A 12,726-nucleotide genomic window follows, 5' to 3' on the forward strand; every position below is an offset into this window, starting at 1 on the left:
GATTCGGCGGCGAAAGCGTGTAAAAAGCATTTACTTTTTGCTTAAATTCGATACTAGATCGGGAACAATAGCTGTACAATATCTACTTTGTTACTGAACAAATGGAATTCTTATGACCGGCTCGCCTGACATTAACTGGCTGGCAGAACGTATTACCGACGCCAGCGTAAAGGGTGTTGCAGGTATGACGTCAGCCCTGATCCGGGATGGTGTAATCCCGATTGGAACCCACCTGCCTTCGGTGCGCGGGCTGGCGGAAGCCCTGGGAGTCAGCCCGGCCACCGTTTCTGCCGCCTGGACTCTGCTCAGGAAGCAAAAGTTGATTGCAGGGAGGGGACGGCGCGGCGTCTGGGTATGTGGCGACAACATCTCGCCGCGCCCGGTGCGCTTCGAGAAGATCGGCAACTACGGCGATGCCATTCGCGCCGATCTCGCCATGGCCTCGCCCGATCCCGCCCTGCTGCCCAATCTGCAGGAAGCGATGATGCAGGGTATTGCATGTCCGCAGCTCAACAGCTATCAGCGCGAACCTATTGCGCCTGCGCTTCTGGCTGCTGTAAAACCCCGCTGGCCCTTCTCTGCGGAGGCATGGCTGGCGACGGACGGCGGTTTCGATGCCATGAACGGCATTCTGCAGACGCTTATCGCTCCCGGAGAGAAAGTGATCATAGAAGATCCCAGCGCGGCCCGGCTGCTGGATATGCTGGACAATATCGGTGCCGATATTTTACCGCTTGCCTGCGACGATCAGGGACCGCTGCCGGGAGCCCTGGCAAAGCTGCTCGCTAAGGGTGCGACGGCGATGATTTATCAGCCGGGAACGCATTCCGCTACCGGCATCAGGGTAAGCGAAGCCCGAAACGAGGCGCTGGCAAAAGTGCTGCTGGGCACGCGGACGCTGATTATTGAAGATGATGGGATCGGGGAACTCTCTGCCTATCCCGTCTGTAGTCTGGGGCGCTACTTTCCGGAGAGGACGCTGTATGTCCGCTCATTTTCAAAAGCCTATGGCCCGGATCTGAGGCTTGCGGTGCTATCCGGGCCTGAAACTATGATTAAACGCATCCACTCATGGCGTAATTTTGGCGCCAGCTGGACCAGCAGGATCCTCCAGCATGCCGTTGCATGGATGATGGAGGACAGCAATACTCAGCAGCTGATCCAGCAGGCAAAAACGGTCTATGCCACGCGGCGGCGTCTGTTGCTGAACGCGCTGGAGAAGCGCGGAGTGTCACTGCCGGACAGGGATGGCTTAAGCCTTTTTGTGCCGGTGCAGTCAGAGCAGTTTGCAATGATTACCCTCGCGGCACGGGGGATTGCCGTCCTGCCAGGCGAACGCTGTCGCAGCGGGGGGGTACAGTTTATTCGCGTCACCACGTCCCGGCTGGCCGATAATGATATTGCTCCCATTGCTGATGCCCTGATCCTGGCCAGGGGGACGGAGCCCGGCCCGGTGTCAGCAGAGGTGTAATCCCTGGGATCTCAGCCCGTTATCAGCAGAGGTTTAATCAGATAACGGGGTGATTCGGTATAACCCTCGCGGGCATAAAACGTATTGGCTTTGGTACGGTGTTCATGACAGTGCACTTCCATCCGATCGCAGCCGCGCACCCGGGCCAGATTTTCAGCATATTGCAGCAGCTGCTGACCGGCTCCTTTACTGCGCTCGCCCTCGGCGATGCAAAAGTAGCTGACCCGGGCAAAATCACCCTCCAGTGCCAGCTGAGGAATAAAGTGTAGCGAAAGGAAACCCAGCGCGCTGCCATCCTGTTCAGCCACCAGCAGGCGCTCGGTATCATCGTTAATTAACTGCGCCAGCCGCCGCTCAATAAAGCGATGGGCACCTTCATAACCTAATTCGGTTAACAGGGCGCTGAGGGCAAAACTGTCTGTTTCTGCGGCCAGTCGAATTATCATACTTTTACTCCACCTTAAGTCTGCAATACTGGATGGGATATCACTTGGGGCGTTTTAATGTTTCCTTCATAATCCTTCGTCACACTCTTCCTTAAGAATAAAGACAGAAGGAAGCAGAATGCGCGTATTACCTAAATCTGTAAGTGAAGCCGTGGCTGTGACGATAAGCATCCTGATTGCCGTAGTATGGCTTCAGCAGTTCTTTGCCCGATAAGCCCTGTCGGTAATACCTTGACGCTTCTTAATAAGTGTAAATAGCACAAAAAAAAACCCGCCGATCGGCGGGTTTTAAAAATTCTGTCTGATAACTTAAATAGCGGCAACGTTAGCAGCAGATGGGCCTTTGGCACCGTTGGTGATTTCGAACTCTACGCGCTGACCTTCAGCGAGAGTTTTGAAACCATTGCTCTGGATGGCAGAGAAGTGAACGAACACGTCTTTGCTACCATCTTCAGGAGTAATGAAACCGAATCCTTTGGACTCATTAAACCACTTAACGCTACCTTTGATCTTAGACATCTATATTACCTTTACATGAAAAATGGACACAAAACTGTGTCGACGGTTAGTACAGCAATTGCCGAGCCTTTTGTCCAGTAGCGAAATGCGAAAAAGTGATAAATATCGCCTTTTTTGCGGATACATTATTATTCACGCCGCTGTTTTCGATCCGGGCACCCCGCTGAAACTTACCCTCGTGACTCTCTCCGGGGGAGTCAGAAAAATGATAAGCGTTACACACGGATATTGACCTCCTTTTCCGCGCCTTAACTAAAATCTGATCTGGATCATTTTAAAATTATTTTACGTCTTCCAGACTCTATTGGCGCATTTTCAGTAACCTGGCTCTTAAGTTTCCTGAAAATTAATTTCATTAAAAAACAATGCTCAACAAGAATCAATTAATATACCTTATGGATATCCTGGCAATCTTTGATAATATCATCTCAGGTAAATAGGATGAGTCCTGAAATTCGAGAGAAGCAAGATGGTATTAAAATGCGCGAAATGTGGCTGCGGTAAGTTTATCTTTACCAGTGGGCAGAAGCGTTACGGCGGGCATTATGGTGCGGTTTGCGCTGGCTGCGTCCGGCCTCTTACGCTGTCTGATACCCCTTACTACAAGACTTTAGCAGGCGGAGACGAGTCGCGTGAGAAACGCTTAACCTCACTTCATCAGGTAAATAATGAGTGCTGGACGTTATCCGGGGAGGGATTTATTGAGTCGAAGCGAAAAGGATGACAGCCGCGTATACGCAGCCATCATCCCTTTACCATCAGAACAATATTTTAAACACGCCAGTAAGCGTTAGCAGACCCACGATAAAAATGATGGCAATAATCCAGAGAATAATCTTCATTCCATTTCCCTCAAACAATATTAAAAAGTGACTACGATGTAGTGGCTTGAGTATAGATGAAGATTTCAGGATGTGCTTTTGCCGTCTCGCTTCATTGCCTGAGGGAACCCTGGCCTGCTCTTTACCACTTACCCTTATTCGTCTGTATCGATAAGGTAAACCCATGGTCACACCTGCTCTCCCTTCATCCGGCAACAGCATGACACCTGACACTCATGATGCCCTTCCGGAAAATTCCCTCGCATCCTCATCATCAATACACAGTGATGCCAGCCAGACCCACGCCGCAACCCAGCGAGGCGTTTATCATATTCAGGGCACTGAGTATCACTCTGCTAACGAAGCGGCTATTCATCACAAGCTGGCTGCGCTGTTTGAGCATCATACAGATGGCGATAATCAGGTCGATTTTCATCAGCTCATTGAGGATCGCACCCGCCAGCTTCATGCAATGAATGAAACGCCCGAATCAATTGAAGCAGTACTCACAAAAGGTAGCCGCCTGGACCGCGTGGCACAGGTTACCCGAGGCGCCGTTCGCGCCATCCCCTTTGCAGTGGCATCGGTCGCCTTTGACCGCATCCCTCAGCTTAGCGCCTTTGCCCAGGGGGCAGCCCAGCTCGGAATGCATGCGGGATTACAGTCGGGGATTGCCGACACCTTCGGCTGCGCCTTACTTGATAAAGCCACGGCGGATACGCAGTGGCTGTCCGCTGATCACGACGAGCTTGAGCCGGTAATGCAGCAGGCGGCTGAGGCCAAAAAACCGACAACCGGGCGTCTGGCAGCGGAATATGCCGCCGCTATCCAGACCTACAGCGTGCGAAATGTGGTGCGCCTGGGGACCGCTGCCGCCGTCACGGCAACCGCTGGTGCTAAAACGGCAGCAGCGGTTGACAGCTGGCTGACTGCGGGCGGTGGCCTGGCGGCGGGCGGAGCGATGTCCGCCGTGACCCATGCGGTAAAGGGCAAATATAATCGTGAGGGCGCGGAATACCTTTTTGGTCGGGTGGACTGGAAGCAACGCTACGGCGCACTGAAAAATAGCCACGGCCTGGCTGCGCCATTACAGGGCGCGGGTAAACGTCTGGCTAAATTCCCTGTTGATGTGGCAACGGACTCGCTTCGCGCGGGTCGTGAAGTATTAACGGCCAGCGGGATGACCAAAAATGCCCTGCTGGCGGGTGGATTCGCGGCTACGCTTTCGGCGCGTACGGCCGTCAGTCAGGCAATGTCGAGCAAAGGATTCAATGCAGCTTCTACGGCCGCGATAAATCATCTGACCAATCTGGCGCTCTCGATGCCCGTTTTTGCCTCCGTACCGGCCGCTGAAATTCTTGCCCCTCTCGCGGCAGAACGCGCCAGTAATGCGCTGCAGAAAGCACTGCCCAAAGCCGTTGACTGGGGTGCCAGACAAATTGAGGCGCGGTTAACGTCGCGCCTGTCCGATACATCAGGTAGCTGACTCAGCTGGGGAATAAGCACTATGCGGTTTATTCCCCCATCTGAAATAAGGGCGCGGCCCCCTTTTTCTCAGTTAAAGCACAGATTCACTTGCTAACATCACCACTGCCCTGCGCGCTGGCTCCGCTGCCCTGAAGAGCCGAAAGGATAGCCCCCAGCCCCAACATCTGCAGAGCGGCACCCAGTTTTCCGGCAATACCGTTACTCTCCGAGCCGCTATCCTCAGTGCCATTGCTGCTCTGTGCCGACGCAGGTGCGGCAGCGCTGTCGCCATTCGCTGACTGGCCTGCGCTATCGCTGCCTTCAGAGGACTGGCCCAGCATCTTCTTAATCATGTCCATTAGCTGAGTCAGCATGTCGCTACTGCCCTGCTCATTCTGGGTAGCCGTTGGTCCGTTAGCGCTGGCGTTACTGCCATCGCTGGCCTCACTGGCGCTTTTACCGCTATCACCCGTTTTCCCCTGCCCCTGTAGCAGTTGAATAAGCGCATTTAGCAGCTGAGTAATCGCGTTGGTGCTATCCTGATCCCCACTCACTTGCGGACCGCTCTGGCTATTTTTTAGCGGTACGGCCAGCGCGCTGTTCGCCGTGCCGCTACTCCCCTGTGCGCCAAAATTAACGCCCTGCCCTGCGGGCTCAGATTTAGCCTGATTAATCATCTCCATCTGACTTAAAAAATCGCTGTTATTTGCTGTACTGCTACCGGCTAATTGACTACCAATATTTACGCTATTCATGGGATTCATGAGTACCTCCAGTGAATGAGATAAGTGCCACTGTCAAACAGCGCACCATAAAAGCCTGGATAATTTTCCAGCTTCTTTGCGTTTTTTTGGTGGGAAACTAACCAGAAAGGTTCCAGCGAAAGAAATTTAAGACACAAATCTCGCAATTATAATTACGAAATCCTAACGATTAATAACAATAATAATGTAATTACTTACATGAACTTATCATCAGACATGCCCCGTCAGGTAGGGATTTCCTTACTTTACGGCACGGAGATCCCCACAACAAGTTCAGAGGAAACTGATAGCCGCCCGCAACGGGGTGGTAAATAGTGAACGAAAGTTAAGGATCATTACGGAACAATCCGAAGCCAATATTCTGCTTCGGAGCGGACGCAGTTCCATCTCTTATTTCGTATCAGGGTGCTAACAGAATTTTTCAAATTCGTCTGAGGGAATCCAGGAGAAATTATGATTACAGATAGTGATAAGCAGCCAACTAAAAGGATTATCTGTCACGATGTTGCCGGAAGGCGTAAAGAGATATTTCCCTTAGCGGGTGATGTCACAACATCAACCGGTTTTATCGAGCCTGCGATGGCGGATATTCATGCCAATTTGTATCCCATGGTGAACACGCTCGCTCCGCTAAAGGTCGATCTGCTACTGGAGGGCGAGACCGGCACAGGCAAAGACACGCTAACCCGCCGCATCTATCAGCTTTCTGGCCTAACGGGGCCACTGGTGCCGGTTAACTGTGCGGCGATCCCTGAAAATCTGGCGGAAAGCGAGCTGTTCGGCGTGATGGCAGGTGCCTATACCGGAGCCAGCCATTCGCGCGCAGGTTATATTGAAGCGTCGGATAAGGGCATCCTGTTTCTGGATGAAATAGACAGTATGCCGCTAATCCTACAGGCTAAGCTGCTGAGGGTACTGGAAACCCGTTCAATTCAGCGGCTGGGGTCGACCCAGCCCGTGCCCCTCGATCTGCGGGTGATCGCCGCTTCGCAGACGCCGCTGGCGGAGCTGGTTGAGCAGGGGCGTTTTCGACGGGATCTTTACTTTCGCCTTTCGACCATCAAAATTGAGACGCCAGCGGTGCGTTCTCACGCCGAGCTGATTATTCCGCTGTTTCGCCGCTTTACGCTGGAGGCGGCCATGCGATTGAAGCAGTCCGTGCCTCCCTCATCGTTAACGCTGGACGAAGCGCTGCTTCTGCATAGCTGGCCCGGAAACATCCGTGAACTGAAAGCGGCCGCCGAGCGTCACGTATTGCGTCTGCCGCCGCTGTGCAATATTTCAGCGGGCGATGGCGAGGCGACCCTGTTAAAAGATCGCCTGCGCCGCATCGAACGCAGCCTGATTAAAGACTGTCTGAACCGGCACGGCCATAAAATTGATGATGTAGTACATGAACTGGGTATTCCCCGTCGTACGCTTTATCATCGCATCAAGTCCCTGAATATTGTTGCGTGAGAAAATTCTTCATTGATGTAATCTGAGGTTAACTCTTTGCAGAAAAAATTAAAATTAATTTGGAACCCATCACGTCGCACGCCCACTTAACAAGTGAAGACGCTGATGTTAATTATCCCTATCCATTTTAAATCAGGAGTTAAATTATGGCAGGTCTCAAAGTTGGTGGTGGCGCTACTAGCCTGATCTCAGACTTATTAGGCAAAGGTTCAAGTGATGGCAGCCAGTTGAATACTGAACTGGGCTCATCCGCAACCAAACTCCAAAGCTCAACGGATGGCAACGGTTTTATGTCCCAGATGCAGGCGATCCAGGGACAGATGCAGCAGGACTCCGTTGATAAAGCCAGGCTTGATGCACAGAATAGTAAGATCAAAGGTATTGCGGACAGCGCAGCCCAGGCCGGTTCTGCGGCTTCCCAGGTTAAAATCCAGTATTAGTCATACCCTCTGGCATGGGCATCTTTGATGCCTGTGCCACCTTCACCGGACTGTTTTACCCTTCAACGACGAGCCATTCGCCATGAAAATATCACAATTGCCATCAGGGCCAGGCCATACTGAACTTAATGACAAGTCCCTTCTGCCGCAGCCTGAACAAACTGACGTTGATTTTTTTTCCGCTCAGCTGAAAGAAGAACCTCAGGTTGAAAAAGTTTCCGCGCCCAGCGGCGTGACGCATTTTATGAATGGCCTTGCCAGCTCCTTTAGTAATAGCGAGCGACAAAGAAAAGAGACCTTTCAGGATTTACAGAAAGCATCACGCTCATCCAATTTAATGGAATTTAGCCAGGCAAATTCCGCTCTGTCGAATTATTATATTGAAAATTTAATGAACGCGAAAATTGTCGCCAAAGGCGTACAAAGCATCGATAAACTGACCAACCTACAGTAGCGACGTAATGAAAACACTTTTGCTGAAATGGCTGGCGTGCCTGGCGCTGGTGCTGCTGCTTGCGGGCTGCGGCGATAAAACCGTGCTGTTTAGCGGGCTGGCAGAAAATGACGCAAATGACATTATTGCCGAGCTGAATCAGCATCAGATTGCCGCGCAAAAGCTGATTGAAAAATCGGGCATCTCCGTCGCGGTAGATGCAGAGAATATTGAACGCAGCGTAAAGATCCTGGACTCTGCCGGGCTGCCGCGCAAGGCGCGAACCAACCTGGGTGAGGTGTTTCAGAAAAGCGGGGTGATTTCCAGCCCGATGGAAGAACGCGCCCGCTATATCTATGCGCTTTCTCAGGAAGTGGAATCCACCCTGGCACAGATTGATGGCGTTGTTGTTGCCCGCGTACACGTCGTTCTGCCTGAGCGCCTGGCACCCGGCGAGCCTGTCCAGCCGGCTTCCGCCTCGGTATTTATCAAGTATCACAACAATCTCGATCCCGACAGCATTGAGCCGCGAATTCGTCAGATGGTCGCCACCAGTATTCCGGGGCTGGCCGGAAAAAGCGATAAAGACCTCGCGATTGTCTTTGTCCCGGCACAAACCTATGAAGATCGCATTGAGGTGGTGCAGATGGGGCCTTTCCAGCTCTCACCGGCAAGCTATTCGACCGTCAAGTGGATCTTTTCACTGCTGGCCATTGTAGTGCTGGCAGCCGTCGGCCTGACGCTGTTCAGACCTGGCAGAAAGCTCAGGCTCGGTAAAGCGAAAAATGCTGCCGCCGCAGGGGAGAAATAGCAGATGGAGGCGAGCGAACAGCAGGCAGAGCGCTGGCTGCAGTGGTGGCATCAGGGATACTGGCAGCAGGCGGATGAGAGCTGGCATATTAACGGCTTCTTTGCGCTGCCTGCCGAGCAGCAGCAGGCACTGGCATGGCAGCATCCCCTGGCGGTCGCCGCCGGATTTGATATCCGCCCTGCCCTGCCTCCGGCCCCTCAGGCGCGGCTACTCACGCTGGTAAGCCTGCCCGATGCCTGCTGGGGGCGTCTCCTGACGCTGCTGGCGGGCGTTTGCGCACCGCACCGCGCCCCTGATGAACTCAGCGCCGCTAACCGTATCTGGTGCAGACGCCTGACTAAGGCACTCCGCTGTGAGAGCTGGCTGGATGAGGCGTGTTTTTATCCTTATACCACCGGTAGCCTGCTGTTACTGCATACGCTGTCGCCCGCCTGCTGGCCCCGGCTGCGACTGCGGTTTCCGCGGGAATGGGTCAAACAGGTCAGCGAGTATCCTGTGCCTGACCTGCCTGAGTCCCGGCTGGCCGCCCTGTGGGATGCCGTCATCTGGCAAAGCCAGCAACCGGAGAAGATGATACATGTGGATCCGCAAGAAAATCCCCTTACTGAGTGACCCACGGCTGTTATCGGGTGGCATCCTCACCCGGGAGGCTATTGCTGAGCATCAGCAGGCGCTGTCGATCCTTGCGGCCGCTGAGCAACAGGCGCAGCAGCGGCTTAACGACGCCAGTCATCAGGCGGATCGGCTCAAGAGACAGATGCGTGAGCAGCACGAACAAGTGCTGGCTGAACAACTCGCTCAGCAGCAGCAGGATTTTCTGCATCAGGCTGAACAATTTTTCGCTGAATGGCAGCAGCAGCAGGCGCAGTGGCAGGCAAACCTGTTGCCCAATGCGGAAGCCCTGCTCAGTCAGGCGCTGGCGCAGCTGATCGCCGAACTTCCCCCATCAGAGCACGTCCAGGCCCTGTTGCAACAGCTACTGAAAGCACAGGGACGTCCCGCTCCCGCCACCCTGCTGTGCGCCAGTGAACAACACCCGGCGGTTGAACGCTGGCTGGCGGCCCGTCCCCAGCTTGAATGGCAGGTTAGCAGCGACGGCTCGCTGGCAGCGGACAGCATGATCCTCACCACGCCGCAGGGCGAACTTCACCTGAGCTGGGCGCAAATCTGCTCGGCCCTGATATCTGATACCTGATACCTGATACCTGATACCTGTTACCTGTTACCTGTTACCTGTTACCTGTTACCCAGGCATCCTCTCCTGCCCCTGGTAGCCTGCCACTATTTTTTCGCCTCAGCGGAACCCTGAGCCGTAACGCGCCACATAATCCAGGCACCCTTACAGGAGACCTCGATCATGAGCAGTAATGACCCGATCCAGCGCCGCTTAACCAGTCAGGTGGTTCACGCGCAAAAGGATATGTACCAGTATGCCCAGGAGAGTCAGGACCAGCCCTTTAATGCCGCCGACATGTATGCCTTTCAGAATGAAATGCAGGATCTCTCCAATGCTAACTGGGCCAGTTCACAGTATACCCAGTACAAGCACGGCATCCGTAAGGCAATTATTGATGCCATCAACTGATGTTGCGGCACTGATTGAACACCGTTTTGAACAGACGAACGGTGAACTGGCGCTGTGGATTGATGATATGTCGGTCAGGCTACAGCGCCGTTCCGGTGGCTGGTTTTATCTTGCAGAGATCCCCCTGGCTCTTGAGGTTAATCAGCAGGTCCTTGACATGGCACTTCGGCTTACCCGCCCCGCGCTCGAACATTTTGGCGAACGCACGGCAGCCTTGTGCCTTAACCCACAGAATGCGTCACTGAATTTACTTGTCCGTCTTAAAAACGATCGTACCGAAGATGCCGTCATCCTGCTGGAAAGCCTTTGTAACCAGTGTGAAGTCTGGCAGGAAACCCTGCTGAGTCTGTTAACGCGGCAGCGCACTGCAATGCCCGTATAATAAGGAGAGAAGCGTGCCCCGACCGCTGACGACTTTTTTGCCGTTTCGCCCGTTACTGTTAACGCTGGCGCTCGGCTTATCCGTAACACACAGCTATGCCAGTACGCCCGACGAATGGAAAGAGGGGGCCTACGCCTACTCTGCCGACAATACGCCGCTCAGCGTGATACTCCAGGATTTCGCCAGCAGTCATGGCGTGGATGCCAACGTGACCGGCCTGCCGGATACCTTTGTTACCGCACGCCTGCGTTCCGATAACGCCGAGGCATTTCTGAACCGGCTGGCGCTCGAGTATCGCTTCCAGTGGTTTGTCTATAACAATACGCTCTACGTCAGCCCGCAGTCTGAGCAAACCTCACGTCGTCTTAAAATAAGCCCCGATGCCGCGCCGGACCTGAAACAGGCGCTGGAGGGCGTAGGCCTGCTTGAATCCCGCTTTGGCTGGGGCGAGCTGCCCGACGAGGGCGTGGTACTGGTCACCGGTCCGCCGAAATATGTCGAGATGATTGCCGAGTTCAGTAAAAAATCCGAGCCTGAAACCAGCGAAGATAAACAGATGATGGCATTCCCGCTGAAGTATGCCGACGTGGCTGACCGTACCATTAAATTTCGCGATCAGACGCTGGTGGTGCCCGGCGTGGCCACCATGCTAAATGAACTCCTTGGGCAAAACCGCGGTGGAACGGCCAGCGGTACCACCACCTCGCAGGATGGACGCGGCGGGAGCGATCCTTATCAGGCCATGCAGGAGCAAAGCCGCGGGATTATGGAGCAGATGATTGGACGCAATACCCGCCTGGGCCGCAGCAACGCGCAGGACCAAAGCCAGGGTAAAGAACTGCAGGGCAAAGTCTCCGCCGACGTGCGGAATAACACCCTGCTGGTGCGCGACAATAAAAAGCTGCACAGCGAGTATGCCGCCCTGGTGAAGATGATTGATGTGCCACAAAAGCTGGTTGAGATTGACGCGGTCATTGTCGATATCGATCGTAACGAACTGGCGCGTCTCTCCTCCAGCTGGGGAGGACAGGCCGGCAACGTGGCCGGTGGGTCAAACATGCTTAATGGTTCGAGCACCCTGTTCGTCACCGATTTTAACCGCTTCTACGCGGATATTCAGGCACTGGAAGGGGAAGGCACCGCATCGATTATTGCTAACCCTTCGGTTCTGACGCTGGAAAATCAGCCTGCGGTCATTGATTTTAGCAACACCGCATTTATCACCGCGATTGGTGAACGGGTAGCGGATATCCGCGAAGTGACCGCCGGGACCAGCCTGCGCGTTACGCCTCGCTCCATTGGCAACAATCCCGGTAAAGCGGCGGTACAGCTGGTGGTGGACGTTGAGGATGGCCGACTGGACAAAAATCAGGACGGCAGCGCCCAGGGGACGGAAAATGGCGTCATCAGCACGCAGGCGCTGGTACAGGAAAAGCGTTCGCTGGTGATGGGCGGCTTTCATACCCGGCAGAGCGGAGATGATGAGCAGCGGATACCGATTTTAGGACGGATCCCCTTTATCGGCAAACTGTTCACTTCGAATAACCACACCACCTCTCAGCGTGAGCGACTGTTTATTATTACGCCGCATCTGATTGGTGACCAGGTGGATCCTTCACGCTATGTGGACGCGGAAAACCGCGATCAGGTGAATGATACGCTACGGGATATCAATCGCCGTCATCAGTTTGGCGATATGAAACACACTATTGAGAGCGCGATGCAGGATCTGGCTGAAGACCGTCTGCCCGGCGGCTTACAGGCTAATCAAACCGGCCTGACGCTGGGTTCGCTGTGTAATATTCCGCTAACCTTCCGCAGCAGCGCACGTCATCAGTGGTACGGCAATAGCTCAATGCAGATTGCCGTCGGCGTATTAACCAACAGCAGCAGCGCGGAGGCGCGTTTCGATGAGTCGTCCTGCCGCAGCGATCGGACGCTTGCCGTGTCGGCCTGGCCACACAGTAAGCTGAAACCGGGTGAGTCGACCGAGGTGTATGTCGCCTATGATACACAGATACCCGCCCGACCGGCCCGGGTATCACTGCTCAAATCCAGCGACGGCTCTATGCCTGCCGTCTCCGTGCCGGTCCGTTCATCGGATCGCTTACTGTCGCGGTAAAAGAGAG

The 12,726-nt window shown here is 54.1% G+C and carries 14 protein-coding genes; 11 read left to right on the forward strand and 3 right to left on the reverse strand.

The window, feature by feature from the left end; all coding sequences use genetic code 11:
- Nucleotides 1-112: 112 nt before the first annotated feature.
- Entirely contained in the window at nucleotides 113-1,471 is a 1,359-nt protein-coding gene (locus tag ACLRGG_RS05365; RefSeq protein WP_416248760.1) for an aminotransferase-like domain-containing protein, read from the forward strand.
- Between the two features lie 11 nt (nucleotides 1,472-1,482).
- Here ACLRGG_RS05365 and ACLRGG_RS05370 read toward each other — a convergent pair whose 3' ends face one another.
- Together ACLRGG_RS05370 and cspE are read right to left on the reverse strand one after the other, a co-directional pair.
- On the reverse strand, nucleotides 1,483-1,917 hold the full coding sequence (locus ACLRGG_RS05370; RefSeq protein ID WP_416248761.1) for a GNAT family N-acetyltransferase: 435 nt from the start codon (nucleotides 1,915-1,917) through the stop codon (nucleotides 1,483-1,485).
- Between the two features lie 309 nt (nucleotides 1,918-2,226).
- Complete coding sequence (gene cspE, locus ACLRGG_RS05375; RefSeq protein WP_004156612.1) at nucleotides 2,227-2,436, reverse strand: transcription antiterminator/RNA stability regulator CspE; 210 nt, start codon at nucleotides 2,434-2,436, stop codon at nucleotides 2,227-2,229.
- A 1,005-nt stretch (nucleotides 2,437-3,441) separates the two neighbouring features.
- Here cspE and ACLRGG_RS05380 point away from each other — a divergent pair.
- Nucleotides 3,442-4,743, forward strand: coding sequence for a hypothetical protein (locus tag ACLRGG_RS05380; protein WP_416248762.1), 1,302 nt, complete (start codon nucleotides 3,442-3,444; stop codon nucleotides 4,741-4,743).
- Nucleotides 4,744-4,828: 85 nt separating this feature from the next.
- Here the strand turns inward: ACLRGG_RS05380 and ACLRGG_RS05385 are convergent, their stop codons facing one another.
- The gene (locus tag ACLRGG_RS05385; RefSeq protein ID WP_416248763.1) at nucleotides 4,829-5,488 is read right to left on the reverse strand and encodes a hypothetical protein; all 660 of its coding nucleotides are present in this window, start codon (nucleotides 5,486-5,488) and stop codon (nucleotides 4,829-4,831) included.
- 453 nt (nucleotides 5,489-5,941) lie between these two features.
- Between ACLRGG_RS05385 and ACLRGG_RS05390 the strand changes: the two genes are divergently transcribed.
- The 9 genes from ACLRGG_RS05390 (at nucleotide 5,942) to sctC (ending at nucleotide 12,719) form a co-directional block, all read left to right on the forward strand.
- Nucleotides 5,942-6,946: a sigma 54-interacting transcriptional regulator gene (locus ACLRGG_RS05390; RefSeq protein WP_416248764.1), complete on the forward strand. Its 1,005-nt coding sequence runs from the start codon at nucleotides 5,942-5,944 to the stop codon at nucleotides 6,944-6,946.
- Nucleotides 6,947-7,092: 146 nt separating this feature from the next.
- Nucleotides 7,093-7,386, forward strand: coding sequence for a hypothetical protein (locus ACLRGG_RS05395; RefSeq protein WP_416248765.1), 294 nt, complete (start codon nucleotides 7,093-7,095; stop codon nucleotides 7,384-7,386).
- Nucleotides 7,387-7,468: 82 nt separating this feature from the next.
- A complete protein-coding gene (locus ACLRGG_RS05400) occupies nucleotides 7,469-7,840 on the forward strand; it encodes an EscF/YscF/HrpA family type III secretion system needle major subunit (RefSeq protein ID WP_416248766.1) in 372 nt (123 codons plus the stop codon).
- Nucleotides 7,841-7,847: 7 nt separating this feature from the next.
- Nucleotides 7,848-8,630, forward strand: a complete 783-nt coding sequence (gene sctJ / locus ACLRGG_RS05405; RefSeq protein WP_416248767.1) for a type III secretion system inner membrane ring lipoprotein SctJ — start codon at nucleotides 7,848-7,850, stop codon at nucleotides 8,628-8,630.
- A gap of 3 nt (nucleotides 8,631-8,633) precedes the next feature.
- On the forward strand, nucleotides 8,634-9,242 hold the full coding sequence (locus tag ACLRGG_RS05410; protein WP_416248768.1) for a serine kinase: 609 nt from the start codon (nucleotides 8,634-8,636) through the stop codon (nucleotides 9,240-9,242).
- Entirely contained in the window at nucleotides 9,208-9,825 is a 618-nt protein-coding gene (gene sctL, locus ACLRGG_RS05415; RefSeq protein WP_416248769.1) for a type III secretion system stator protein SctL, read from the forward strand. The genes ACLRGG_RS05410 and sctL overlap by 35 nt, the downstream gene beginning before the upstream one ends.
- Nucleotides 9,826-9,987: 162 nt before the next feature.
- On the forward strand, nucleotides 9,988-10,215 hold the full coding sequence (locus tag ACLRGG_RS05420; protein ID WP_416248770.1) for an HrpF protein: 228 nt from the start codon (nucleotides 9,988-9,990) through the stop codon (nucleotides 10,213-10,215).
- Nucleotides 10,202-10,597 carry a type III secretion system chaperone family protein gene (locus ACLRGG_RS05425; RefSeq protein ID WP_416248771.1) on the forward strand — a complete coding sequence of 132 codons (396 nt, stop codon included), beginning with the start codon at nucleotides 10,202-10,204 and terminating at the stop codon, nucleotides 10,595-10,597. Before ACLRGG_RS05420 ends, ACLRGG_RS05425 begins: the two co-directional genes overlap by 14 nt.
- Before the next feature lie 13 nt (nucleotides 10,598-10,610).
- Nucleotides 10,611-12,719, forward strand: a complete 2,109-nt coding sequence (sctC, locus tag ACLRGG_RS05430; protein WP_416248772.1) for a type III secretion system outer membrane ring subunit SctC — start codon at nucleotides 10,611-10,613, stop codon at nucleotides 12,717-12,719.
- Nucleotides 12,720-12,726 lie beyond the last annotated feature (7 nt).

Source organism: Erwinia sp. PPS120 (genome assembly GCF_047918655.1).
Taxonomy (GTDB): Bacteria; Pseudomonadota; Gammaproteobacteria; order Enterobacterales; family Enterobacteriaceae; genus Erwinia; species Erwinia tasmaniensis_A.